This window comes from Enterobacter cloacae complex sp. SYL001, assembly GCF_049237025.1.
Taxonomy (GTDB): Bacteria; Pseudomonadota; Gammaproteobacteria; order Enterobacterales; family Enterobacteriaceae; genus Enterobacter; species Enterobacter intestinihominis.
Genome location: NZ_JBMKJI010000015.1, coordinates 1 through 24,040, shown reverse-complemented (window position 1 = coordinate 24,040; position 24,040 = coordinate 1). Strand labels below are relative to the sequence as shown.

Annotated in this window: 22 protein-coding genes; 14 read left to right on the top strand and 8 right to left on the bottom strand. The window is 59.6% G+C overall.

Annotated features, from left to right (window positions below):
* Positions 1-40: 40 nt before the first annotated feature.
* Entirely contained in the window at positions 41-1,045 is a 1,005-nt protein-coding gene (locus ACOTZP_RS14440) for a chemotaxis protein (protein WP_023306639.1), read from the bottom strand.
* A 64-nt stretch (positions 1,046-1,109) separates the two neighbouring features.
* Positions 1,110-2,027, bottom strand: a complete 918-nt coding sequence (gene rbn / locus ACOTZP_RS14435; RefSeq protein ID WP_022648823.1) for a ribonuclease BN — start codon at positions 2,025-2,027, stop codon at positions 1,110-1,112.
* A gap of 71 nt (positions 2,028-2,098) precedes the next feature.
* Between rbn and ACOTZP_RS14430 the strand changes: the two genes are divergently transcribed.
* From ACOTZP_RS14430 to menE, 8 genes are all read left to right on the top strand, one after another.
* Positions 2,099-2,563: a GNAT family N-acetyltransferase gene (locus ACOTZP_RS14430; RefSeq protein ID WP_023300622.1), complete on the top strand. Its 465-nt coding sequence runs from the start codon at positions 2,099-2,101 to the stop codon at positions 2,561-2,563.
* Positions 2,564-2,613: 50 nt separating this feature from the next.
* The gene (elaB, locus tag ACOTZP_RS14425; RefSeq protein ID WP_022648821.1) at positions 2,614-2,919 is read left to right on the top strand and encodes a stress response protein ElaB; all 306 of its coding nucleotides are present in this window, start codon (positions 2,614-2,616) and stop codon (positions 2,917-2,919) included.
* 86 nt (positions 2,920-3,005) lie between these two features.
* Positions 3,006-4,301, top strand: a complete 1,296-nt coding sequence (gene menF, locus ACOTZP_RS14420; RefSeq protein WP_271075023.1) for an isochorismate synthase MenF — start codon at positions 3,006-3,008, stop codon at positions 4,299-4,301.
* A gap of 88 nt (positions 4,302-4,389) precedes the next feature.
* Positions 4,390-6,060, top strand: a complete 1,671-nt coding sequence (gene menD, locus ACOTZP_RS14415) for a 2-succinyl-5-enolpyruvyl-6-hydroxy-3-cyclohexene-1-carboxylic-acid synthase (protein WP_171936325.1) — start codon at positions 4,390-4,392, stop codon at positions 6,058-6,060.
* Positions 6,057-6,833 (top strand): 2-succinyl-6-hydroxy-2,4-cyclohexadiene-1-carboxylate synthase, encoded by a 777-nt coding sequence (gene menH / locus ACOTZP_RS14410; protein WP_155025454.1) that lies wholly within the window; start codon positions 6,057-6,059, stop codon positions 6,831-6,833. The genes menD and menH overlap by 4 nt, the downstream gene beginning before the upstream one ends.
* Positions 6,830-7,687, top strand: coding sequence for a 1,4-dihydroxy-2-naphthoyl-CoA synthase (gene menB / locus ACOTZP_RS14405; RefSeq protein WP_014832749.1), 858 nt, complete (start codon positions 6,830-6,832; stop codon positions 7,685-7,687). The genes menH and menB overlap by 4 nt, the downstream gene beginning before the upstream one ends.
* Positions 7,687-8,652, top strand: a complete 966-nt coding sequence (gene menC / locus ACOTZP_RS14400) for an o-succinylbenzoate synthase (RefSeq protein WP_271075024.1) — start codon at positions 7,687-7,689, stop codon at positions 8,650-8,652. Before menB ends, menC begins: the two co-directional genes overlap by 1 nt.
* A complete protein-coding gene (gene menE / locus ACOTZP_RS14395; RefSeq protein WP_063163618.1) occupies positions 8,649-10,010 on the top strand; it encodes an o-succinylbenzoate--CoA ligase in 1,362 nt (453 codons plus the stop codon). The genes menC and menE overlap by 4 nt, the downstream gene beginning before the upstream one ends.
* On the opposite strand, the gene ACOTZP_RS14390 is transcribed toward menE, so the two are convergent.
* Genes ACOTZP_RS14390 through ACOTZP_RS14380 form a run of 3 tightly spaced genes read right to left on the bottom strand, consistent with a single transcriptional unit; the run spans position 10,011 to position 12,960 of the window.
* Positions 10,011-11,525 carry a tripartite tricarboxylate transporter permease gene (locus ACOTZP_RS14390; RefSeq protein WP_063150339.1) on the bottom strand — a complete coding sequence of 505 codons (1,515 nt, stop codon included), beginning with the start codon at positions 11,523-11,525 and terminating at the stop codon, positions 10,011-10,013. It abuts the gene before it with no gap.
* A gap of 11 nt (positions 11,526-11,536) precedes the next feature.
* A complete protein-coding gene (locus tag ACOTZP_RS14385) occupies positions 11,537-11,968 on the bottom strand; it encodes a tripartite tricarboxylate transporter TctB family protein (RefSeq protein WP_022648813.1) in 432 nt (143 codons plus the stop codon).
* A gap of 11 nt (positions 11,969-11,979) precedes the next feature.
* Positions 11,980-12,960, bottom strand: coding sequence for a Bug family tripartite tricarboxylate transporter substrate binding protein (locus tag ACOTZP_RS14380; RefSeq protein ID WP_038416442.1), 981 nt, complete (start codon positions 12,958-12,960; stop codon positions 11,980-11,982).
* Between the two features lie 152 nt (positions 12,961-13,112).
* Here ACOTZP_RS14380 and tctD point away from each other — a divergent pair, with 152 nt between their 5' ends.
* From tctD to ACOTZP_RS14360, 4 genes are all read left to right on the top strand, one after another.
* Positions 13,113-13,787 carry a transcriptional regulator TctD gene (gene tctD / locus ACOTZP_RS14375; RefSeq protein ID WP_046619087.1) on the top strand — a complete coding sequence of 225 codons (675 nt, stop codon included), beginning with the start codon at positions 13,113-13,115 and terminating at the stop codon, positions 13,785-13,787.
* The gene (locus ACOTZP_RS14370; RefSeq protein WP_023306632.1) at positions 13,774-15,183 is read left to right on the top strand and encodes a sensor histidine kinase; all 1,410 of its coding nucleotides are present in this window, start codon (positions 13,774-13,776) and stop codon (positions 15,181-15,183) included. Before tctD ends, ACOTZP_RS14370 begins: the two co-directional genes overlap by 14 nt.
* Before the next feature lie 129 nt (positions 15,184-15,312).
* Complete coding sequence (locus tag ACOTZP_RS14365; RefSeq protein WP_022648809.1) at positions 15,313-15,852, top strand: YfaZ family outer membrane protein; 540 nt, start codon at positions 15,313-15,315, stop codon at positions 15,850-15,852.
* Positions 15,853-15,946: 94 nt separating this feature from the next.
* Entirely contained in the window at positions 15,947-17,146 is a 1,200-nt protein-coding gene (locus ACOTZP_RS14360) for a nicotinamide mononucleotide deamidase-related protein YfaY (RefSeq protein ID WP_032623880.1), read from the top strand.
* A 31-nt stretch (positions 17,147-17,177) separates the two neighbouring features.
* On the opposite strand, the gene glpC is transcribed toward ACOTZP_RS14360, so the two are convergent.
* The 3 genes from glpC to glpA are packed head-to-tail and all read right to left on the bottom strand — an operon-like array spanning position 17,178 to position 21,200.
* Positions 17,178-18,368, bottom strand: a complete 1,191-nt coding sequence (gene glpC, locus ACOTZP_RS14355; RefSeq protein WP_023306631.1) for an anaerobic glycerol-3-phosphate dehydrogenase subunit GlpC — start codon at positions 18,366-18,368, stop codon at positions 17,178-17,180.
* Positions 18,365-19,582 carry a glycerol-3-phosphate dehydrogenase subunit GlpB gene (gene glpB, locus ACOTZP_RS14350; RefSeq protein ID WP_023300613.1) on the bottom strand — a complete coding sequence of 406 codons (1,218 nt, stop codon included), beginning with the start codon at positions 19,580-19,582 and terminating at the stop codon, positions 18,365-18,367. The genes glpC and glpB overlap by 4 nt, the downstream gene beginning before the upstream one ends.
* The gene (gene glpA / locus ACOTZP_RS14345) at positions 19,572-21,200 is read right to left on the bottom strand and encodes an anaerobic glycerol-3-phosphate dehydrogenase subunit A (RefSeq protein WP_150312179.1); all 1,629 of its coding nucleotides are present in this window, start codon (positions 21,198-21,200) and stop codon (positions 19,572-19,574) included. Before glpA ends, glpB begins: the two co-directional genes overlap by 11 nt.
* Positions 21,201-21,450: 250 nt before the next feature.
* On the opposite strand from glpA, the gene glpT reads away from it, so the two are divergent.
* Positions 21,451-22,803: a glycerol-3-phosphate transporter gene (gene glpT, locus ACOTZP_RS14340; RefSeq protein ID WP_039274182.1), complete on the top strand. Its 1,353-nt coding sequence runs from the start codon at positions 21,451-21,453 to the stop codon at positions 22,801-22,803.
* An 11-nt stretch (positions 22,804-22,814) separates the two neighbouring features.
* Positions 22,815-23,873, top strand: coding sequence for a glycerophosphodiester phosphodiesterase (gene glpQ / locus ACOTZP_RS14335; RefSeq protein WP_271075025.1), 1,059 nt, complete (start codon positions 22,815-22,817; stop codon positions 23,871-23,873).
* Positions 23,874-24,040 lie beyond the last annotated feature (167 nt).

Below are 24,040 nucleotides of genomic sequence, written 5' to 3'. Positions count from 1 at the left end.
CTACAGGTCTTGTAGGTCGGGTAAGCGAAGCGCCACCCGACTAAGCTAACTGCTTCCTGCTTATAAGCGGCCCGTCAATCTTCTTCATCGAGCGGTCCAGCACCTCTTCAATCACCGACGACAGCTCATTCAGCTCAAACTTCGCCACATAGCCGTCAGCCTTCACTTTGCGTATATGATCTTCGTTCGCGTTGCCGGAAAGAGACGAGTGGATCACCACCGGAATATCTTTCAGTACCGGGTCAGTTTTGATTTTGCGCGTCAGCGTAAAGCCGTCCATCTCCGGCATTTCGAGATCGGTTAATACCAGGGCAATCTTATCGGTAACGGGGACGCCCTCAGCCTGAGCCTGCGCGGCCAGCTGAGTGATTTTCTCCCATGCGTCTTTGCCGGTGATATGCAGCTGAGCCGGGATCTCCATTGCCTGCAATCCCTTCTCCAGCATTGAGCGCGCTACTTTCGAGTCTTCAGCAACAATCGCGACAGAGCCAGGCTTGATGTTGAATTTGGTGGTTTCCAGATGGGTGGCGTGCAGATCGTGGTTCGCCGGGGTGATGTCATAAAGGATCTGCTCCACGTCGAGCACCATTGCCAGATCGTTGGTATCGGTCTTATCGTCCAGACAGGCAATGCTGGTGATGTAGCGACCGCTGACGGCGGTTTCCGCGGCGTGCACCTGCTTCCAGTCGAGACGCATGATGTTCTCCACCGATTCCACGGCAAACGCCTGCACGCTGCGGGCATATTCGGTGATCAGCAAAATGTTTAGCCCGGTGGCTGGCTTGCAGCCGGCGACGGCGGCCAGATCGATCACCGGGATCACCTGGTCGCGAATATTTACCATTCCCATCAGCGGAGACTTCATTCCCGCTGGTTTGGTGAAGGTCGGCATCGGCACAATTTCGCGCAGTTTGAACACGTTGATGCCGAACAGCTCGGATTTATTTTCGTTCAGAGAGGTGCCAAGACGGAACAGCAACAGTTCAAAACGGTTGGACTGGGTCAGGTTCGCCCTGTCATCAATATCTTTCTGGAAATTATCCATTCTACCCTCAAGAGAAATGCTTGCCTTTTAATCGTTATCGGCACCCTGAGGGAAAAATGAAGGACTAAACGCTGACCTGAGCAAAATCTTCCGCCAGCTCGCATGCCGGGAACACCTCCCGACACTCTGCCAGCAGGCTTTCACAGCCGCGGACGTCATAGCGTGAGCTGACGTGAGTGACAATCAGTTTCCGGACGCCAGCCTCGCGCGCCAGCTGCGCGGCCTGACGCGTTGAGCTGTGCCCCCGGCTGTTGGCTTTTTCTTCCATCGCCGCTTCCAGCGTTGCCTCATGCACCATCACATCCACACCCCCGGCAAGCCGGAGCGCCGAAGGGCAGGGGGCGGTATCCCCAAAAATAGCCAGTTTTTTGCCCGGCTGCGGCGGCGCAAGGTAATCCTGACCGTTGATAACGCGCCCGTCTTCCAGCGTGACGGTCTCGCCGTGCTTCAGACGCTGGAACAGCGGGCCAGGTTTCACCCCATCGGCCTGCAACGCGGCGGCGTTCAGCGCGCCGGGCTTGTCATGCTCCTCAACGCGATAACCGTAGCATTCCACCGGATGGTTAAGCGGGTAAGCGCGCACCTGGTAATCTCCGTCGTCGAACACCAGACCTTCGCCGATCTCAACCACCTCCAGCGGATAATCGGTCCACGAGCCGCTCAGGCGCAGCGTGGTCTCAACGAATGCCTGAATACCCGCAGGGCCATAAATGGTCAGCGGGTTAGCGTTACCGGCCATCGAACGGCTACACAGCAGGCCCGGCAGGCCAAACAGATGGTCGCCGTGCAGATGGGTGATAAATATTTTATCCACTTTCCCCGGGTGGTATGAGGTATGCAGCAACTGATGCTGCGTACCTTCGCCGCAGTCAAACAGCCACAGCCCGCCGCGGGTAGGATGCTTAAGATCCAGCAGAATCGCCGTCACGTTGCGTGAGCGGGTTGGCACGCCCGCGGACGTACCCAGAAAAATCAGTTCCATAACGCAATCAGCCCTTTGCCGAATGGGAAGGGGTTTAGTATAACGTGATGAACCCCAGGAAGGAGAAACACATGATCCAGTGGCAAGATCTACACCACAGCGAACTGACTATTCAGTCACTCTACGCCCTGCTCAAACTGCGCTGCGAAGTTTTTGTGGTTGAACAAACCTGCCCGTATCAGGATATCGACGGCGATGACCTGGTCGGCGAGAACCGGCACATCCTCGGCTGGCGCGATAACGAGCTGGTGGCGTATGCGAGGATTCTGAAAAGCGAAGAGGATTTTGACCCTGTCGTCATTGGCCGCGTCATTATCAGCGGAAGCGCGCGCGGTGAAAAGCTGGGCTATCAGCTGATGGAAAAAACGCTGGACGCATGCCTGAAACGGTGGCCAGACAAGGCGTTATACCTGGGCGCGCAGGCGCATTTGCAATCATTCTATGGCCATTTTGGTTTTACCCCAGTCACGGACATTTACGATGAAGATGGCATCCCACATATTGGTATGGCGCGCGAAGCGAAACAGGCGCAATAGCGAGACGTTGTCTATAGTTATCGGACTGGTGTACTAACATGGAGAAAAATATGTCATTTCAATCCTGGGATACCCGAGCAGACGACGATCTAACGCTGTTAAGCGAAACGCTGGAAGAAGTACTGCGCTCTTCAGGCGATCCTGCCGATCAGAAGTACATTGAGCTCAAAGCCCGCGCCGAGCAGGCGCTGCATGACGTGAAAAACCGCGTCAGCAACGCATCCGACAATTACTACTACCGCGCCAAACAGGCGGTTTATCGTGCCGACGATTATGTGCACGAAAAGCCGTGGCAGGGCATTGGGGTCGGTGCGGCCGTAGGGCTGGTGCTGGGCCTGCTGTTAGCCCGTCGTTAAGCCGGTAAACCCCTCCCTACACGTGGGTACTGCTATTTATCATCAGTACCCCGTATAATGTAAGGTTTTAACAGGGAGAGGTTCGCGTGCATTCGATTTCCATCGCGCTGGAACGCCTGCGCACTCAGCTTGCGCAAGCGTTACCCGCTACACCCGGTTTACGCCATTTCGATGTCTCTTTCCCGTTAAACGACGCCTTCGATCCGCTGGCCTGGCTGGGTGTGCAGCGATGCTATCCCCAGTTTTACTGGCAACAGCGGAGCGGTGATGAAGAACTTGCCGCGCTCGGAAGCCTCGCCCATTTTGACTCTCTGGCCTCGGCCTCCCGGTTTTTGCACACCCATGACGTAGCCAATGATACCCGTATCTGCGGCCTGAACGCCTTCAACCCGGCACAGGGAAAGCTGTTTTTACCGCGCCTTCTCTGGCGACGGTCTGGCGGGGTCGCCACGCTGCGCCTGCAACTGTGGAGCGAAACGTCGCTGTGTGACGATGCCGGTGACGCACTGAAGTTTATTGATAACCTGCGCGACGCCGCGCCGATCCGCCCGTTGTCCGTGCAGATTGTGCAGGAAACCCATCATCCGGAAAAACCGGAATGGCTGGCGTTGATTCGTCAGGCGACGGATACCCTTGCTCGCGGCGATTTTGAGAAAGTGGTGCTCGCACGTGCTACAGACGTGCAGTGCCAGCAGCCCGTGAACGCCATCGCGCTAATGACCGCCAGCCGCGCGCTAAACCTCAACTGCTATCATTTTTGTATGGTCTTTGACGCCAGCAACGCGTTCCTCGGCTCGACGCCCGAGCGACTTTGGCGGCGACGCGGCATGCTGCTGCGCACTGAAGCGCTGGCAGGCACCGTCGCCAGCCATTCTGACGATAAGCAGGCCCAGCGTCTGGGCGACTGGCTGATGAACGACGACAAAAATCAGCGGGAAAATATGCTGGTGGTGGAAGATATCTGCCAGCGTCTTCAGCACCATACCCGGACGCTGGAGATCCTCCCAGCGCAGGTGCTGCGTCTGCGCAAGGTGCAGCATTTACGCCGCTGTATCTGGACCGAACTCAAACAATCTGATGACGAGCAGTGTCTGCATATTCTGCAACCGACGGCGGCGGTGGCCGGGCTGCCGCGTCAGGCAGCGCGAGAATTTATTGCGAAAGTGGAGCCGTTTGACCGGGAGTGGTACGCCGGATCGGCGGGCTATTTATCGCGCGATCAAAGCGAGTTCTGCGTGGCATTACGCTCCGCCCGCGTTCATGACGCCGCGCTGCGTCTTTATGCGGGGGCGGGCATCGTCAGCGGCTCCGATCCAGAGCAGGAGTGGCAGGAGATCGAAAATAAGGCCGCCGGGCTGCGTTCCCTCCTCCTGAGGGATTAATACTGATTCGTGCAATCCCGATTCATATCAAAATTCTGACTTTTTCTATTATTTATACTGTGTCGCATTCTTGATACTGGACAATCTCATGTCAGTAAGTTCTTTTAACCGACGCTGGGCGACGGTGATCCTTGAAGCCCTGACCCGCCATGGTGTCAGGCATGTGTGTATTGCTCCGGGCTCTCGCTCCACGCCGCTCACCCTTGCTGCGGCGGAAAACAGGGCTTTTATTCATCACACCCATTTTGACGAGCGTGGTCTCGGCCACCTGGCGCTCGGGCTGGCGAAAGTCAGCAACGCGCCCGTGGCGGTGATAGTGACTTCCGGCACGGCGGTAGCAAACCTCTATCCGGCGCTGATTGAAGCGGGGTTAACCGGCGAAAAGCTGATTTTACTCACCGCCGATCGTCCCCCGGAACTTATTGACTGCGGCGCGAACCAGGCGATTCGTCAGCCTGGCATTTTTGCCTCGCATCCTTCACAGACGGTCTCGTTGCCGCGCCCCACCCAGGATATTCCCGCCAGCTGGCTGGTCTCAACTCTCGACCATGCCATGAACGCACTGCGCAGCGGCGGGCTGCACATTAACTGCCCGTTTGCCGAACCGCTGTACGGCGAAATGAACGAGACCGGCCTAGCCTGGCAACAGCACCTGGGAGAATGGTGGGAGAGCGAAAAGCCCTGGCTGCGTGAGCAGACGCATCTGGAAAGCGCTAAGCAGCGCGACTGGTTCTTCTGGCGCCAGAAGCGCGGGGTGGTGATTGCCGGGCGGATGAGTGCGGCAGAAGGCAAGCTGGCGGCGGAGTGGGCACAAACGCTTGGCTGGCCGCTGATTGGTGATGTGCTTTCCCAGACGGGCCAGCCGCTGCCCTGCGCTGACCTCTGGCTGGGGAACGCGAAAGCGGTCACCGAGCTGGCGCAGGCGCAAATTGTCGTCCAGCTGGGCTCGAGCCTGACGGGCAAGCGACTGCTCCAGTGGCAGGCCACCTGTACGCCAGAAGAGTACTGGCTGGTGGATCCGCTCGAAGGACGCCTTGACCCGGCGCACCATCGCGGTCGCCGCCTGGTGAGCGATATTGACAGCTGGCTGGAATTGCATCCGGCGGAAAAACGCAAACCCTGGGCGGTGGAGATCCCGGCGCTGTCGCGTCAGGCGTGGGAACTCACCAAAGCGCAGTGCGAGGAGTTCAGTGAAGCCGGGCTGGCGCACCGTATCCGCAAATATCTTCCCGAGCAGGGGCAACTTTTTGTCGGTAACAGCCTGGTGGTGCGCCTGATTGACGCCTTTTCGCAGCTGCCCGCGGGTTATCCGGTATACAGCAACCGGGGCGCGAGCGGCATTGACGGGCTGATCTCCACCGCCGCTGGCGTACAGCGGGCCAGCGCAAAATCCACGCTGGCGATTGTGGGGGATCTCTCAGCCCTCTACGATCTCAACGCGCTGGCGCTCCTGCGTCAGGCGTCGGCTCCGTTCGTGCTGATTGTTGTTAACAATAACGGCGGACAGATTTTCTCCCTGCTGCCGACGCCGCAAAGCGAACGTGAGCGCTTCTATCTGATGCCGCAAAACGTGCAGTTCGAACACGCCGCCGCCATGTTCAGCCTGAAGTACCATCGCCCGGAAAACTGGGACGCGCTGGAGACGGCGCTGAACACCGCCTGGCGGCAGCCTGGCGCGACGCTGATTGAGCTGGTGGTAAACGATTCTGACGGCGCGCAGAAGCTGCAACATCTGCTGGCGCAGGTGAGTCACCTGTGATCCTCGCTGGCGTCACTCAGCCCGGAAAACCAGGCTACCCCTGGCTGGTTTTCCTGCACGGTTTTTCCGGCGACTGTCGTGAGTGGCAGACCGTTGGGGCGTCGCTGCATGACTACCCCAGGCTCTACCTTGACCTGCCCGGGCACGGTGGTTCAGCGGATACGGGCGTGACGGGGTTTGCAGAGGTAAGTGAATTGCTCACGTATACCTTAATTAGTTACAACATACTAAATTACTGGCTGGTAGGGTACTCACTCGGTGGCCGCATTGCGATGTTCCATGCCTGCCAGCATCCTGCGGGGTTAGACGGGGTGATTGTGGAAGGTGGACACCCTGGGCTGCAAGACGTCGAGGCGCGCCAGGCGCGGCTGACCTCGGACCGCCGCTGGGCGTCACGTTTTCGCAGTGAGCCGCTTGAAGCCGTCTTTGCCGACTGGTATCAACAGCCGGTCTTTACCTCCCTTACGGATGAACAGCGCAACACGCTGATCGCGCTGCGTAGCCGGAACAACGGCCCGAGGCTGGCTGAGATGCTGGAAGCCACCTCGCTTGCCGTTCAGCCTGATTTACGTCCCGCGCTCACCGCGCGTGATTTTTCTTTCGACTATCTCTATGGCGAACGTGACGGGAAGTTTGCAGCCATCGCTGCTGAACTTAACGCCATGCGTCATGCTATCCCTCATGCCGGACACAACGCCCACCGGGACAACCCGGAAGCGGTTGCCGCGAGTCTGGCTCAGATACTACGTTATCGAACAAAGGACACGCTATGATCTATCCTGATGAAAACATGCTTTACGCGCCGGTTGAATGGCAGGACTGCTCCGAAGGCTACACCGACATTCGCTACCACAAATCCACCGATGGTATCGCCAAAATCACCATCAATCGTCCACAGGTACGCAACGCGTTTCGTCCGCTGACCGTAAAAGAGATGATCCAGGCGCTGGCGGATGCCCGCTACGACGACAACATCGGCGTCATCGTCCTCACCGGGGAAGGGGAGAAAGCCTTTTGCTCGGGCGGCGATCAGAAAGTCCGCGGCGACTACGGCGGATACCAGGATGATGCCGGCACGCACCACCTGAACGTGCTGGATTTCCAGCGCCAGATCCGCACCTGTCCAAAACCGGTGGTTGCGATGGTGGCAGGTTATTCCATCGGCGGCGGTCACGTGCTGCACATGATGTGTGACCTGACTATCGCGGCGGAAAATGCCATTTTCGGTCAGACTGGCCCGAAAGTTGGCTCCTTCGACGGCGGCTGGGGGGCATCCTACATGGCGCGCATCGTCGGCCAGAAAAAAGCCCGCGAAATCTGGTTCCTGTGCCGTCAGTACAACGCCCAGGAAGCGCTGGACATGGGGTTGGTTAACACCGTGGTGCCGATCGCCGATCTGGAAAAAGAGACCGTGCGCTGGTGTCGCGAAATGCTGCAAAACAGCCCAATGGCGCTGCGCTGCCTGAAAGCGGCCCTCAACGCCGACTGTGACGGTCAGGCGGGACTTCAGGAGCTGGCGGGTAACGCCACCATGCTGTTCTATATGACCGAAGAGGGTCAGGAAGGGCGCAACGCGTTCAACGAAAAACGCCAGCCAGACTTCAGCAAATACAAACGGAACCCGTAATGCGTCGCGCGCAGGTTTACCGCTGGCAGATACCGATGGACGCGGGCGTGGTACTGCGTGAAAGGCGGTTAAAAACCCGTGATGGCTTTTTCGTGCATCTCCGGCAGGGCGAGCGGGAAGGGTGGGGCGAAATCGCCCCGCTTCCGGGCTTTAGCCTGGAAACGCTGGATGAGGCGCAGGCGGCGCTGATGGCCTGGACGCACGAATGGCGTGAGGGGGCAGATCCGTCGCTGCCGGACGTTCCTTCTGTCGCGTTCGGCATCAGCTGCGCGCTGGCAGAGCTGGACGGCTGTTTGCCGGATGCGGCGAATTATCGCGCCGCGCCGCTCTGTTCCGGCGATCCGGATGAAATTTTCGCGCTGCTCTCCGGGATGCCTGGCGAGAAGGTGGCGAAAATTAAGGTCGGCCTGTACGAAGCGGTGCGCGACGGAATGGTGGTTAACCTGTTACTGGAAGCCATTCCCGATCTGCACCTGCGCCTGGACGCCAACCGCGCCTGGACGCCGCTCAGGGCGCAGCAGTTTGCGAAGTACGTCAACCCGGCGTACCGCAACCGCATCGCGTTTCTCGAAGAGCCGTGCAAAACGCGCGACGACTCTCGCGCCTTCGCCCGGGAAACCGGCATTGCCATTGCCTGGGATGAGAGCCTGCGCGAAGCCGGTTTTACGTTTGTCGCCGAGCCGGGCGTCGGGGCCGTGGTCATTAAACCAACGCTGACCGGCAGCCTCGACAAGGTGCGCGAGCAGGTTGCGGCGGCCCATGCCGCAGGGCTGACGGCGGTGATCAGTTCATCCATCGAATCCAGCCTCGGGCTGACGCAGCTGGCGCGCATCGCTGCATGGTTAACGCCGGACACCGTTCCCGGTCTTGATACGCTAAACCTGATGCAGGCCCAGCTGATTCGCCATTGGCCGGACAGCACCTTGCCGTGCCTCGATGTCGGGACGCTGGAGCCGCTGCAATGACTTTTACAGACTGGCCGTGGCGGCACTGGCGCTCCAGGAGTGCCGATACACCCGCGCTGCGTTTAGACGATATAACGCTCAACTGGTCACAGCTGGGCGAGCGTATCGATCGTCTGGCAGCCGGTTTTCAGTCTCAGGGTGTCAGGGACGGTGACGGCGTCATGCTGCTCGCCCACAACCATCCGCAGACCCTGCTGGCCTGGCTGGCGCTGCTTCAGTGCGGCGCCCGCATTTTGCCGGTGAACCCTCAGCTTCCCCGTCCGCTGCTGGACGTCCTCCTGCCGCAGATGACCCTGCGCTTTGCGCTGGTGCTTAACGGTGAGTATGACGGTCTGCCTGGGCTGGCATTAAGAGAGGGCGAGGAGCAGGGCGGGGTGACGTGGCGGGCAGAACGGCTGGCCTCAATGACGCTCACCTCCGGCTCCACCGGCTTGCCGAAAGCGGCGGTGCACACCTGTGCCGCCCACCTTGCCAGCGCAAAAGGCGTGTTGTCGCTGATGCCTTATGGCGGTGATGACGACTGGCTGCTGTCCTTGCCGCTGTTTCACGTCTCCGGTCAGGGGATTTTGTGGCGCTGGTTGCAGGGCGGAGGCCGTCTCACCGTGCGTGAAAAACAGCCGCTGGAGCAGGCCCTGCAGGGCTGTACCCACGCCTCGCTGGTGCCGACGCAGCTGTGGCGGCTGCTCAATTCACACCATCCCGTTGCGCTGAAAGCCGTGCTGCTCGGCGGGGCGGAAATCCCCGTTGAGCTGACCGAACAGGCGCGCAAGCAGGGGATCCGCACGTTCTGCGGCTACGGTCTGACCGAGTTCGCCTCCACCGTCTGCGCCAAAGAGGCCGACGGCGCGCCGGACGTGGGCAGCGCGCTGCCGGGCAGAGACCTTCAGGTGGTGAACGGTGAAGTCTGGATCCGGGCGGAAAGCATGGCGGCGGGCTACTGGCGAGACGGCGCCTTACTGCCGCTGGTCAACGAGCAGGGCTGGTTCGCCACCCGCGATCGCGGCGAGTGGCATGACGGACGCCTGACCATTCTGGGCCGAATGGACAATCTCTTTTTCAGCGGCGGAGAAGGGATCCAGCCGGAAGCGCTGGAGCGCGTTATCGTCACACATCCGCAGGTAAGCCAGGTGTTTATCGTCCCGCTGGATGACGCCGAATACGGGCAACGCCCGGTGGCGGTAGTGGAATGTGAGCCGGGTACGGATATCACGCTGTTGCCGGAGTGGGTTCAGGGCAGGCTGGCGCGCTTTGAGCAGCCGGTACACTGGCTGGCGCTGCCGTCAGAACTGAAAAATGGCGGGATAAAGATCTCCCGCCAGGCGTTAAGGCAGTGGGTCAATGCCCTGTTGAGGGGCTAATCAGCCGATATCCGGCTGCGGTTTCTGCTGGCGTCGACGCATCCAGCGCAGCACCGGCGGCACGACAATCACCATGATCGCCATCGCCAGCAGGATCTTCGTCACGCTGCTCTCCCACAGGATCCCCATGTTGCCGTTGCTGATGGAGAGGGCGCGGCGCAGGTTCTGCTCCAGCATTTCCCCCAATACAAACCCTAAAATCAGCGGCGACATCGGGAAGTGCATCTTGCGCAGAATGTAGCCCAGCACGCCGAGCAGCACCATTAACACCAGGTCGAAGGTGGTGCTGTGCACCGCGTACACCCCAACCGCAGAGACGGCGGCGATGGCCGGGACCAGGAACCACAGGGGAATGGTCAGCATGCGGGTGAACAGCCCGATCAGCGGGATGTTCATCACCAGCAGCATCACGTTGGCGATCAGCAGCGCCGCAATCAAGCCCCAGACGATATCGGGCTGCTCGGTAAACATCGCCGGACCCGGGGTGATGTTATAGAGCGTCAGCGCGCCCATCATCACCGCCGTGGTGCCGGAACCCGGCACGCCGAGGGTCAGCATCGGGATAAACGAGCCGCAGGCCGAGGCGTTATTCGCCGCCTCCGGCGCCGCCACGCCGCGGATATCGCCTTTGCCGAAGCTGTCGCTGTTACCGCTCAGCTTTTTCTCGGTCATGTAGGTAATGGCGCTGGCGATAGTCGCCCCCGCGCCTGGCAGAATGCCGACGAAGAAACCGATCACTGCCGAACGCAGGGTGGCACCCACACACTGCGCCCCCTCTTTGGCATTAAAGAGCATACGTCCGGTTTTACGCACCAGCGTCTGCCCGCTGCTGGTATGTTCCAGCATCAGTAAGATTTCTGAGACAGAGAACAGACCAATCACCACGACGATAAACTGCACGCCGTCAGACAGGTGGACGCTGTCGAAGGTAAAGCGATAAACCCCGGTGTTGGCATCCACGCCGACGGTGGCCAGACTGAGGCCAATCAACGCAGACAAAAACGACTTCAGCGGATTCTGCGCCATCATGCTGCCGAGACAGGCGATGGCGAATACCATCAGGGCAAAATACTCGGCCGGACCAAATGCCAGCGACCACTGGGCCAGCGCCGGGGCGAAGAGGATGATGCCGCCAATGGCGATCAGGGAGCCAAAGAACGAGCTGACGGCGGAAATAGAGAGCGCCACGCCGCCGCGTCCCTGCTGCGCCATCGGATAACCATCCAGCGCGGTCATAATGGCAGCGGCATCGCCGGGCACGTTAAGCAGTATCGAGGAAATACGCCCCCCGTATTCGCAGCCGATATAAACCGTCGCCAGCAGGATCAACGCCGATTCCGCAGGCAGGTGCAGCGCAAAGGCCAGCGGCAGTAAAATCGCCACGCCGTTGATAGGCCCAAGGCCCGGCAGCAGGCCAACGATCGTCCCGACGAAACAGCCGATCAGGGCGATCACCAGGTTTTCCGGGGTCATCGCTACCGCGAACCCCTGAGAGAGATAGATCCAGGTATCCATAGCGTGCTCCGTTAGTTAAACCATGCGCCGAGCGGCAGGGTCACGTCCAGCAGGCGGTCGAAGGCGTACCAGAGTAAAATGCCCAGTACGACCCCGGAGATCCCCGCCGCAGGCAGCGAGGCGTTAAACAGTATGCCAATCACCATCGTCAGCAGGGCGGTGGCGATCGGGAAGCCGAGCCACTCAAAGCCCCACGCGTACATCAGCAGAACAATCACCATTACCAGCAGACGTTGCAGCGTGCGGCGTGGCGGCCACTCCACGGTGTCCGGATGGCGCAGCAGCAGGGCCACCGAACAGAGCAGCATCAGGCCAACAATGCCTACGGGAAAGGGGCGTGGCCCCACGGGTTCATAGCTGTATTCGCTGTGGATCTGCCAGGCGACGAACAGGCCGCCAATGCAGAGCAGCAGCCATATCCCGGCAAAAATGCGATCGCTCATAGCGCCTCCGGTTATTTCGCCAGACCAAAGGCTTTCGCCTGTTCGCGATAGTCATTCACCTGTTTTTTCACGTACTCGTCCAGCTGCTTGCCGTTCAGGTTGAACTCAAACAGCCCGCGCAGGTCGCGCTGTTTTTTGAACTCCTCGGTTTGCTGAAGTTTTGCGAAGGTATCCACCCACCACTGGTACTCGGCGTCGGTCACTTTTGGCCCGACGAAGAAGCCACGGATGATCGGCCAGACCAGGTTATAACCCTGCTCTTTGGCGGTTGGGACGTCTGCCAGCTGGCCCGGCAGACGGTTTTCTGAGAAGACCGCCAGCACGCGGATCTTATCCCCACTCAGGTAGGGCACCATTTCGCTGAGATCACCCGATACTGCCTGCACGTGATTGCCCATCAGCGCCGTCACCGGCTCACCGCCGCCTTCAAAGGCCACGTAACGCATTTTGTGCGGATCCACTTTGGCCTGTTGCGCCAGCAGCGCGGCTTTCATCCAGTCCTGGCTGCCGATAGAGGCGCCTGCGCCAATTACCACGCTGTTCGGATCTTTTTCCATGGCGGTCAGCAGATCTTTCAGGGATTTCCACGGGGAGTCGGCGCGAACGGCGATCATGCCGTAATCGGTGCCCACGGTGGCGAGCCAGCGCACGTCATTCACGTCATAACGACCAAATTTCCCCTGCGACAGGTTCAGCAGCGAGCCGCCGGAGAAGGCCACCACGGTGCCGGGTTCAGCAGGGCGCTGGGCGACGATGGCGTTATAGGCTACCGCGCCCACGCCGCCGGGCATGTAGGTGACGCGCATCGGTTTCTCAATGGCCTTCGTCTCCAGCAGGCTGACCTGAATCAGCTTACAGGTCAGGTCAAAGCCGCCGCCGGGTTTGGCCGGTGCGATACACTCGGTGCGGGACGGGGTGTCCTGCGCCTGGACGACAGAGGCACTCAACAGCAATACGCTTGCAGCAAGGGTAGAAAGTAATTGTTTTTTCATCGTTTATCCTCACGCCGGAGAACCGGGAGTACGGGTACGGGTGTCTTTTTTCTGATTATGTGAACCACCTTGTAGCGGTTCCGTTGCGTGATTGTTAAAACAATAACCTTTCATTTCCCTTTCACTGCGACACCAACTTTACAGGATGTGATATGCGTCTCTTACTCGCGGAAGATAATCGTGAGCTGGCTCACTGGCTGGAGAAAGCGCTGGTACAAAGCGGATTTGCCGTGGATTGCGTCAACGATGGACGGGCGGCCGATCACCTTTTGCAGGGGGAAAACTATGCCGTCGCGATCCTTGATATCGGCATGCCCGGCTTCGACGGGCTGGAAGTGGTGCATCGTCTGAGAAAGCGCGGGCAGACGCTGCCGGTGCTATTTCTCACCGCCCGCAGCAACGTGGCAGACAGGGTGAAAGGGCTGAATGCCGGGGCGGATGACTATCTGCCGAAGCCGTTCGAGCTGGAGGAGCTTGATGCCCGCCTGCGTGCGCTGCTGCGCCGCAGTGAAGGACGAACTCAGGAGCGCCAGCGGCTGGGAGAGCTGGAGTACGATGATGAAGGCTTTTTTCTGCTGCGCGATGAACCCCTTTCCCTCACGCCGCGCGAGCTCTCTTTACTGAAGGTGCTGATGCACCGCCGGACCCGTCCCGTCTCCCGGCAACAGCTCTTCGACCAGGTGTTCAGCCTGAACGACGACGTCAGCCCCGAGAGTATCGATCTCTATATTCACCGCCTGCGTAAGAAGCTGACCGGCAGCGGCGTGCGGATCACCACCCTCCGGGGACTGGGCTACGTGCTGGAGTGCGGCGATGAAGTGGGTTAAGCCGCAGTCGCTTTACCTGCAACTTTTGCTCTTTCTGGGTTTGCCGCTGCTGCTGTTATGGGGGCTGTCAGCCTTTAACAGCTACGTTAGCGCGCTACAGGCGGCGACGCAGGCCTATGACCGTACGCTGTTATCCTCGGCGCGCACCGTGTCTGAGCGGCTGGTGGTGCACAAGGGCAAGCTGCTGGTGAACGTGCCCTGGGTCGTGCTCGACAGCTTTGAGCTGAACATGAACGATCGCCTCTACTACAAGGTGGTTGACCCTGACGGGCGGACGATCTCCGGCTATGACGATCTGCCAAATATGCCTCCCTCCACGTCGCGCACCACTCACTATCCGGCGCTGGCGTGGTTTTATCATACCGAGTATCGCGGGCAGGCGATCCGCGTGGCGAAGCTGCTCCAGCCGGTTAACGAAGATAATGTGTTCGGGATGGCGGAAATTTATGTCGCAGAAACGTTGCAGTCGCGGCGCTATCTGGCCACACAGCTGCTGTTTTCCTCACTCGTGTCGCAGGGGCTGCTGGTGCTGCTGACGCTGGTCCTGACCGCCTGGCTGCTGCGCCGCGTGCTGCGCCCAATGCGGCAACTCTCTTCGCTGATGGTGCGCCGTGAGCCCGGGCTGCTGGCCCCGCTGCCGGAGCTGCTGCCCTGGTCGGAAACGCGGCTGCTGATTGTGGCGTTTAACCGTTACATCGACCGGTTGCGCGGCGTACTTTCGCGGCAGGAGCGCTTCAATGCCGATGCCTCACACCAGCTCAAAACGCCGCTGGCGGTGCTAAAAACGCAGGTATCCGTTGCTCTGACGCGTAACGATCCGGCGCTGTGGCAGGAGAGCTTACGGGCAATGAACGTTACGCTGGATAACACCATCGTGCTGACGGAAAGGCTGTTACAGCTTTCGGCGGTGAAGCGGAAAGAGCAGGGGGAGCGACAGTTTGCCCCTGTCGATCTGGTACAGGTGGTGCAAAACTGCTGCTTTTCGCGGCTGGCACAGGCGCGCAGCAAGGGTATCGATCTCGGTTATGACGGCGTACAGCAGCCGGTAATGATTGAGGGGGATGACGTTTTGCTGGGCGAACTCTGCGCTAACCTGCTGGAGAATGCGATCAAATACACGCCGGAGCAGGGCATCGTGACGGTGTACCTGCGCATGGATAACGATGCCGTTGAGCTGAGCGTGGAGGACAGCGGACCGGGTATTGCCGAAGACCAGATCTCCCAGGCCATGCTGCCGTTTCATCGGCTGGATAACGTGGGCGATGCCGCCGGGTCCGGCATTGGCCTGGCGCTGGCCAACGATATTGCCCGCCTGCACCGCAGCCATCTTCAGCTGATGCCCAGTGAAAATCTGGGCGGCCTGTGCGTAAAAATGCGTTTTTTATTGATGATATAAATACCGATATTATCAAATCGTTACAAACTAATTGCCCGATGTCCACTGAGCGCATTGATCCCACAGACAGTCAGGTTAAAATCTCGCGGTTTTTGGACATCTCTGAATATATTGTGCGGGATCACGACAATGAAAAAAGTGGCATTAATGGGCTTAGGCCTGATGTTTGTATCGGCAGCAGCCAACGCTATTTCCTTCAACGGCTCGGCGGGCGAAGATTATACCCACCTGGGCTTTGGTCTTGGCACGGATAGCGCAGGCCTGGCGATGACCGGCGGCTGGACGCATAACGACGACGATGGGGATGCGGCAAGCCTGGGGCTGGGCTTCAACGTACCTTTGGGTCCTTTCCTGGCGACAGTCGGCGGTAAAGGGATTTACACCAACCCGAACGACGGTGACGAAGGTTACGCGGCGGCAGTGGGCGGCGGTTTGCAATGGAAAATCGGCGACAGCTTTGGCCTGTTCGGTGAGTACTACTACTCTCCGGATTCCCTCTCCAGCGGTATCGATAGCTATGAGGAAGCCAACGTGGGTGGACGCTGGACCATCATCCGTCCTGTCACCATCGAAGCGGGTTATCGTTATCTGAACCTGGCAGGTAAAGACGGCCACCGCGACAACGCGCTGGCAGATGGTCCCTACATCGGTGTGAGCGCAGGTTTCTAATCCTTTCGGCGCGGCGTTCAGTCGCGCCAGTTTCTCTCTTCCCCCGGTCTTCGATTGCGCTATAGTGTTTTGACCATTGAAATGGGAGAACACAATGATAAACGTGGAAATGTTATCCACTGGCGACGAAGTGCTGCATGGGCAAATCATTGATACCAATGCCGCCTGGCTCGCCGATCTCTTCTTTGAGCAAGGATTACCGTTAACGCGCCGCAACACCGTGGGTGACAATCTTGAGTCGCTGGTCAACGTTCTGCGCGAGCGCAGCGAACGCTGCGACGTGCTGATTGTGAACGGCGGGCTTGGGCCCACCAGCGACGATCTCAGCGCGCTGGCCGCCGCCACGGCCAGAGGTGAAGGCCTGGTCCTGCACGAGGCGTGGCTGGCACAGATGGAGCGATTTTTCTCTGAGCGTGGCCGCGTGATGGCCCCCAGCAACCGCAAGCAGGCTGAAATTCCCGCCAGCGCGGAACTGATTGATAACCCGGTCGGCACCGCCTGCGGGTTTGCCGTTCAGTTGAACCGCTGCCTGATGTTCTTCACTCCGGGCGTGCCGTCGGAATTTAAAGTGATGGTCGAGCAGCAGATCCTGCCGCGCCTGCGCGCGCGCTTCACGCTGCCTGAACCGCCGCTGTGCCTGCGTCTGACCACCTTTGGCCGCTCGGAAAGCGACCTGGCCCAGAGCCTCGATCACCTGCAACTGCCTCCCGGCGTGTCGATGGGCTATCGTTCCTCCATGCCGATTATTGAACTAAAGCTGACCGGACCGGCGTCAGAGAAAGCCGCTATGCTGGCACTGTGGCCGGAAGTGCAGCGCGTCGCCGGGGAAAGCCTGATTTTCGAAGGAACGGAAGGGCTGCCGGCGCAGATCGCAGCGCATTTGCAGTCCCGCCAGCTGAGCGTGACGTTAAGCGAGCAGTTTACCGGTGGGCTTCTGGCGCTTCAGCTTACCCGGGCGGGTGCGCCGCTGCTGGCCAGTGAAGTGGTGCCGTTCCAGCAGGAGACGCTGGCGCAGACGGCGCGCTGGGCATCCGAGCGCAGAGTGAAGCATTTCGCCGGACTGGCGCTTTTTGTGGGCGGGCTGGATGAGGAGCATCTCAACTTCGCCCTGGCAACGCCGGAAGGGACCCACGCCCTGCGGGTGAAGATGAGTATTACCCGCCACAGCCTGGCCGTGCGTCAGGAGATGTGCGCGATGATGGCGCTGAACATGCTGCGCCGCTGGCTGAACGGGAAAGAGGTCGCCAGCGAGCACGGCTGGATCAACGTCGTGGAATCGCTGTTTGTAGAGTGAGAATGTGCCGGGGGAGTGTCCCCGGCAACGGTTACGCCAGTGCGTTTGCCAGCAAGGTAATGGGATGTTCACAGCGTTTGCTGGTGGACATCTCGATCTGCCACTTGCAGGTTTCACAGTCCGTCACCACGATATCTGCGCCGCTCTCTTCAATCTGCCGGAACAGCGGCGCGCCAATGGCCTGTGACGTTGGGTAGTTTTCACGCTTGAATCCGTAGGTGCCAGCGATGCCGCAGCAGCGTGAGTCCAGCACCGTCAGCTCCAGCCCCGGGATCAGCCGCAGCAGCTCCAGCGTATAGATCGACCAGCCCATCTTCTCCATATGACATGGCGTGTGATACACCACCTTCAGCGGCAATTTGCCCAGCGGTAACGTCTGCCCGCTGTCAAGCTTGCGCCAGAGAAAGCGAGTCGCCAGCTCAATGTGCTCGCGCAAGCCGGTGTTATCCACATCCAGCAGATGCGGATATTCATCGCGCAGCGTGAAGGTACAGGTTGACGACGTCGCCAGTACCGGGATCCCGTTGTCGACGATCGCCTCGCGCAAAGAGGTGACGTTGCTTTTCGCCTGCCTGCGCGCTTTGTCAGTAAAACCGTTGGCAATCAGCGGAACGCCGCAGCACTTCTCTTTGCTCAGCAGCTGAACGCCCGTCCCCATGGCGTTCAGCACTTTCAGCAGGTCTTTCCCCAGCTGCGGATGGTTGTAGTTCACGTAGCAGCCGTGGAAGAAGGCAACCTGCTCAGCGAACTGCGCCTGTTCTGCCGCCACGGATTTATACCAGCGGCGGAAGGTGCCGTGAGAATATTTCGGCAGACTGCGGTGATGGTCGATTTTGAGCGTCGCATCCAGCAGCCTGCGCACCGGCTTCAGGGCGGTGGCGGCATTGACGACCGGCGCGAAAGGCGTCGAGAGGCTGCCCATCAGATCGGTGTGGCTCAGTATCGCGTCGCGCAGCGTCGGTTTTTGCGTACTGTAGCGGGCGCGGGCGCGCTGGATGATATCGCCTATTTTCACGTCCGACGGGCAGGCAACTTCGCAGCGTTTACAGTTGATACAGTATTTCAGCGCCTCGTCGTAGAGCGCGCCGTCCTTCAGGCGCAGACGCTCCCCGTCGGGGCCGGCCTGTTTCGGGCCGGGATAGCGCGGATCGACGCCGCTGACCGGGCAAACCGTGGTGCAGACCGTGCATTTGATACAGCTTTCAAATCGGGTGTCGTTCATTGTGCTCCCTCCCTGCGCTGGATAATCTGCTCCGCGACATGCAGCGCGGTGACGGCGCAGACGCCGCCACCGCAGCCCTGTGCCACGGGATCGTACCCGCCCAGAACCGAGCCGATGGCGTAAAGATTTTCAACCGGTTCCCCGCCCAGCTGCGGGCGCAGCTGGGTGTCGACGATCACGCCGAACTGCTGCCAGGGCTGCGGGGTGAAGAAATCGCTTTGATACCAGTCCGCGCGGGAAGCGCTTTGCCGGACATCCAGCCCGAGAATTGCCTCACGCACGCCATCCCGGCTGCTCAGCAGACCGTTACTGAAGAAGCTGCCGCTTGCCAGCACCGTATAGCGTGCACGAAGCGGGATGTCGCCGTGGTTGCGGGTCCAGATTTCGCTTACCGCGCCCTCTGCCAGGGTGATTTTTTTCACCTCGTCGCCTGCCATCCAGACGCCACCCTGGGCGACAAACTGACGCTGAAGCTGGGTATGCAGACGAATGCCGGGCACGGAAGGGGGGAGCGTCGGCAGTAAACCGAGCGTACAGGGCAGGCGCGCCGAGAGCCAGCGCCAGAGCCGGTTGTCCGTTAAGCCAAAACAGGCGGGCATAAACAGGGCGTCGCAGCTCTCGCCGAGCGGTTGAAGCGCCGCGTACAGCTGCGGCCAGTAGCGTTCATTATCCAGCAGGCGGGCAATGTTCACCGCACGAAACTCGCTGGGGTTTTCGCGCAGCACGTCGAGCTCGGGGAGATCAATCTCCGCCGTATCCACCTGAATGCCTTGCTGTCTGAGAGACGCGGCGGCAAGATGCGGCTGGAAATCAAGGAAACCGCTGATCCCCACCACCCGCACGTGCCCGGCAGCGATGGGGGCGACAGGCACCTCTTCCGGGCTAAGCCAGGCGGCGCGCAGAGTGCCGAGCGGCGTGACGCGCTGATGATTTTGCTCGGCGTCACCCTGCATGCGTGCGCCGCAGGCGGTCAGCAGGTGTTCGGTTTCGCAGGCAAAGCGGGCCATATTCTCTGCGCCCGTCAGGCGGTAGGGATGTTCAGGCGGCAGATCGGCGAACGATAGCGCGCCCAGTAAATCCAGCGAGCCGGAGGAGAAGTGCAGGGCACTTTGACCGCGAGTGACAATGGCGCAGCGCAGACCCCGCTGCGTCAGTTTAAGACCGCACAGCAGGCCCGCCAGCCCTCCACCCACAATCACGGTATCAAATTTCATGGTTGTGCTCCTTCTCCAGACCGCAAAGTCCCTGATAGACCCAGCGGGTAAACTCACTTTCGCGCAGGGCATCGCCCCAGGCGACGGGCTGAATGCCTTTCCAGCGCTCATTTAAAAAATCGCTGAGCTGGGCGAGCGACTGGGTTGAGGAGGTGGCATGAAAACGTTGTAGCAGCCCGGCGGCACGGCAGGCGCACAGCTCCCCCTGACAGGTGCCCATCCCGACTCGCGTGCGGCGGCGTAAATCAAGCAGGTTGTTCACCGTCAGGTTTTCCACGGCATATTGCACCTCGCCTGCGGTCACGGCTTCGCATTCGCACACCAGGCTGCGGCTGAGTCGCCCTTCACCAAGCCAGGTCGGGGTGCGGTCGCCGTGGCGGTAAATCGCCGAACCGCGAAGCGGGGCAGGAAGTGAAATGATTTTGTGCAGCGTTTTTTCTGTCGATTGCTGCGAGCCGGGCAGGGCCCGCTCCGCCGTCACGCACGGCGCGGTGTTACCGAGCTTACGGCAGACGGCATCGGTGGCCCACTCCGCCATCAGCCGGTAGGTCATCAGCTTGCCGCCGGTAATGGTGATAAACCCGTCCATGCCGTCGCGTTCGGCGTGATCGAGCAGCACAATTCCGCGGCTGACGTTACGCCCGCTCGGATCGTTGTCGCTGGCGACGAGGGGACGCACGCCCGCGTAGGCACGCAGAATACGCGTCTGCGCCATCACCGGGGCCAGCTTTTCCCCTTCGCGCAGCAGAATATCCACCTCTTCGGCGGTAACGCGGTTGTAATCAATTTCGCTGTAGTCCACATGCATTGAGGTCGTGCCGATCAACGAAATGGTGTCCCCCGGCACGAGGATGTCGGCGTCAGACGGTTTACGGCAGCGGTTGATGACATGGTTATTGATGCGATGGTCGAGGATCAGCAGCGAGCCTTTGGCCGGGAACATGCGGACGGATAAATCGGCGTATTCCGCGATGCGCTGGCCCCAGATCCCTGCCGCGTTGACCACGACGGTGGCATACAGCTCGCGGTGTTCATTGTACTGCGTATCACACACGCGCACCCCGCGCACGGTATTACCTTCACGAATAAGCCCGGTGACGTGATGCCCGGTCAGGATCTGTGCGCCGTGTTCCCGCGCGTCGAGCATATTGGCGGCGGTCAGGCGGAAAGGATCAATGGTTCCGTCAGGCACTTTTACCGCGCCCAGTAACGCCGGGTTTACCGAGGGTTCAAGACGGCGCGCCTGTGCAGGATCGAGCGCCTCGGCCTGAATGCCTGCCGCCGTGCAGGCGGTGATAAAGGTTTGCTGAAAGCCGAAATCATCTTCGGGAAGGGTGATAAAAAGGCCGTTGGTCGGTTCAACGCAGTGGCGGGCGATGCGCCTGAGGATCTGGTTTTCAGCAATACACTCGCGCGCGGACTCAGCGTCAGTGACCGCATAGCGGGCACCGCTGTGCAACAGACCGTGGTTACGCCCCGTTGCGCCGGTGGCGATGTCGTGGCGTTCCAGAAGCGTGACGCTCAATCCCCGCAGGGCGCAGTCGCGTGCGATGCCGGCACCCGTCGCGCCACCGCCAATGATAATCACATCGCTGAAGCGTGGATCGTGAATTGTCATTGCCTTTCCTCTATGTTCGTTTTTTAGCATTTAGCCACATTGATCGTGTGGTTTGTTTGATTTCGAACATAAACGCGCGAAATTCGAAAGTGAAACGTGATTTCATGCGCTTTTTTGCGCATTCTGTCATATTTCTGTAACAATCTGTGCGTTGATTCACAGTAACATTCACCGCGATTTCTTAACATCGCCGCCTCTGTAGCCGGGCGCGAGATGCCCGGTCATTTTTTGAAAGGCCACGGAGGCTGTTATGCTCAGTATCTTTAAACCTGCGCCACACCGGGCGCGACTGCCAGAGGCAGAGATTGATCCTCTCTACCGCCGTCTGCGTTGGCAAATCTTCCTCGGGATCTTCTTCGGGTATGCGGCGTACTATCTGGTACGTAAAAACTTTGCGCTCGCCATGCCGTACCTGGTGGAACAAGGCTTCTCCCGCGGCGATCTGGGATTTGCGCTGTCGGGGATCTCCATCGCGTACGGTTTTTCGAAGTTTATTATGGGGTCGGTGTCGGATCGTTCGAATCCGCGCGTGTTCCTGCCCGCCGGTCTGATCCTCGCGGCAGCGGTGATGCTGTTCATGGGCTTTGTGCCGTGGGCGACCTCCAGCATTGCCATCATGTTCGTGCTGCTGTTCCTCTGCGGCTGGTTCCAGGGGATGGGGTGGCCGCCATGCGGACGTACCATGGTGCACTGGTGGTCACAGAAAGAGCGCGGTGGGATTGTATCGGTCTGGAACTGCGCGCATAACGTCGGGGGCGGGCTTCCGCCGCTGCTGTTCCTGCTGGGGATGGCCTGGTTCAACGACTGGCACGCGGCGCTCTATATGCCTGCCTTTGGCGCCATTCTGGTGGCGATTATCGCCTTCGCCCTGATGCGCGACACGCCGCAGTCCTGCGGCCTGCCGCCGATTGAAGAGTACAAAAACGACTACCCGGATGATTATAGCGAGAAGCACGAAGAAGAGCTGACCGCGAAACAGATCTTCATGAAGTATGTGCTGCCAAACAAGCTGCTGTGGTACATCGCGGTGGCGAACGTGTTTGTCTACCTGCTGCGCTACGGCATCCTCGACTGGTCCCCGACTTACCTGAAAGAGGTGAAGCACTTCGCGCTGGATAAATCCTCCTGGGCCTATTTCCTGTATGAATACGCGGGCATTCCCGGCACGCTGATCTGCGGCTGGATGTCGGACAAAGTGTTTAAGGGCAACCGTGGGGCGACGGGCGTGTTCTTTATGACGCTGGTCACCATCGCGACGGTCGTTTACTGGCTAAACCCGCCGGGTAATCCGGGTGTGGATATGGCCTGTATGATTGTCATCGGCTTCCTGATTTATGGTCCGGTTATGCTGATTGGCCTGCACGCGCTGGAGCTGGCGCCGAAGAAAGCGGCTGGCACGGCGGCAGGCTTTACCGGTCTGTTTGGCTACCTCGGCGGTTCAGTGGCGGCAAGCGCCATCGTCGGTTACACCGTCGACTTCTTCGGCTGGGACGGTGGCTTTATGGTGATGATTGGCGGCAGCGTGCTGGCGGTTCTGCTGTTGATCGTCGTGATGATTGGTGAAAAACGTCACCATGCCGAGGTGCTGGCGCGTCGTCAGTAAGGAGCATTGCGATGAAATTAACTCAGTTAGCGACAGGCCTGCTGCTGGCGGGCCTGATGACAGGCTCCGCGCTGGCGGCGGATAAAATCGTGATCGCCCACCGTGGCGCCAGCGGTTATCTGCCAGAGCATACGCTGCCGGCAAAAGCGATGGCCTATGCCCAGGGCGCGGATTATCTGGAGCAGGATCTGGTGATGACGAAGGACGACCAGCTGGTCGTTCTGCATGATCACTATCTTGACCGCGTGACGGACGTGGCGGAGCGTTTCCCGGATCGTGCCCGTAAAGATGGCCGCTACTACGCCATCGACTTCACGCTGGCGGAGATCCGCTCGCTGAAGTTTACCGAGGGCTTCGAGATTGAGAACGGTAAGAAGGTGCAGGTCTATCCGGGGCGTTTCCCGATGGGCAAGTCTGACTTCCGTATTCACACCTTCGAAGAGGAGATCGAGTTTGTTCAGGGGCTGAACCACTCGACGGGCAAAAATATCGGTATCTACCCGGAAATCAAAGCGCCGTGGTTCCACCATCAGGAAGGAAAAGACATTGCCGCGAAGACGCTGGAGGTACTGAAAAAGTACGGCTACACCAGCAAGCAGGATAAGGTTTTCCTGCAATGTTTCGATGCCGCGGAACTGAAGCGCATCAAAACTGAGCTGGAGCCGAAGATGAGGATGGATCTCAATCTGGTGCAGCTGATTGCCTATACCGACTGGAATGAAACTCAGGAAAAACAGCCGGACGGGAAGTGGGTGAACTACAGCTACGACTGGATGTTTAAGCCGGGCGCGATGAAGCAGATTGCGCAGTACGCCGACGGCATCGGGCCGGATTACCACATGCTGGTGGCGGAAGGCTCAACGCCGGGCCACGTGAAGCTGACGGCGATGGTGAAAGAGGCGCATGCGAGCAAGATGCAGGTGCATCCTTATACCGTGCGTGCAGACCAGCTGCCGGATTATGCGACGGACGTGGATCAGCTTTACGACGTGCTGTATAACCAGGCGGATGTGGACGGATTGTTTACGGATTTCCCGGATAAAGCGGTCGAATTCATTCACCGGAAGTAGGTTTTGTAGGTCGGGTAAGGCGAAGCCGCCACCCGACAATCAGGCTCTGCGGCCTGATGCCCTCACCCTAACCCTCTCCCACGGGGCTGAGGGATCCCCAGTAATTTTTTTATGCAGAAGCAATAAAGTTGCTTTCTAAATGACTGAGGGCTGTCAGCGATGCCCTG

Coding starts and splice junctions, on each gene's coding strand:
- ACOTZP_RS14440 (WP_023306639.1), bottom strand. CDS start 1,045: ATGGATAATTTCCAGAAAGATATTGATGACAGGGCGAACCTGACCCAG.
- rbn (WP_022648823.1), bottom strand. CDS start 2,027: ATGGAACTGATTTTTCTGGGTACGTCCGCGGGCGTGCCAACCCGCTCA.
- ACOTZP_RS14430 (WP_023300622.1), top strand. CDS start 2,099: ATGATCCAGTGGCAAGATCTACACCACAGCGAACTGACTATTCAGTCA.
- elaB (WP_022648821.1), top strand. CDS start 2,614: ATGTCATTTCAATCCTGGGATACCCGAGCAGACGACGATCTAACGCTG.
- menD (WP_171936325.1), top strand. CDS start 4,390: ATGTCAGTAAGTTCTTTTAACCGACGCTGGGCGACGGTGATCCTTGAA.
- menB (WP_014832749.1), top strand. CDS start 6,830: ATGATCTATCCTGATGAAAACATGCTTTACGCGCCGGTTGAATGGCAG.
- menC (WP_271075024.1), top strand. CDS start 7,687: ATGCGTCGCGCGCAGGTTTACCGCTGGCAGATACCGATGGACGCGGGC.
- menE (WP_063163618.1), top strand. CDS start 8,649: ATGACTTTTACAGACTGGCCGTGGCGGCACTGGCGCTCCAGGAGTGCC.
- ACOTZP_RS14390 (WP_063150339.1), bottom strand. CDS start 11,525: ATGGATACCTGGATCTATCTCTCTCAGGGGTTCGCGGTAGCGATGACC.
- ACOTZP_RS14385 (WP_022648813.1), bottom strand. CDS start 11,968: ATGAGCGATCGCATTTTTGCCGGGATATGGCTGCTGCTCTGCATTGGC.
- ACOTZP_RS14380 (WP_038416442.1), bottom strand. CDS start 12,960: ATGAAAAAACAATTACTTTCTACCCTTGCTGCAAGCGTATTGCTGTTG.
- tctD (WP_046619087.1), top strand. CDS start 13,113: ATGCGTCTCTTACTCGCGGAAGATAATCGTGAGCTGGCTCACTGGCTG.
- ACOTZP_RS14370 (WP_023306632.1), top strand. CDS start 13,774: ATGAAGTGGGTTAAGCCGCAGTCGCTTTACCTGCAACTTTTGCTCTTT.
- ACOTZP_RS14365 (WP_022648809.1), top strand. CDS start 15,313: ATGAAAAAAGTGGCATTAATGGGCTTAGGCCTGATGTTTGTATCGGCA.
- ACOTZP_RS14360 (WP_032623880.1), top strand. CDS start 15,947: ATGATAAACGTGGAAATGTTATCCACTGGCGACGAAGTGCTGCATGGG.
- glpC (WP_023306631.1), bottom strand. CDS start 18,368: ATGAACGACACCCGATTTGAAAGCTGTATCAAATGCACGGTCTGCACC.
- glpB (WP_023300613.1), bottom strand. CDS start 19,582: ATGAAATTTGATACCGTGATTGTGGGTGGAGGGCTGGCGGGCCTGCTG.
- glpA (WP_150312179.1), bottom strand. CDS start 21,200: ATGACAATTCACGATCCACGCTTCAGCGATGTGATTATCATTGGCGGT.
- glpT (WP_039274182.1), top strand. CDS start 21,451: ATGCTCAGTATCTTTAAACCTGCGCCACACCGGGCGCGACTGCCAGAG.
- glpQ (WP_271075025.1), top strand. CDS start 22,815: ATGAAATTAACTCAGTTAGCGACAGGCCTGCTGCTGGCGGGCCTGATG.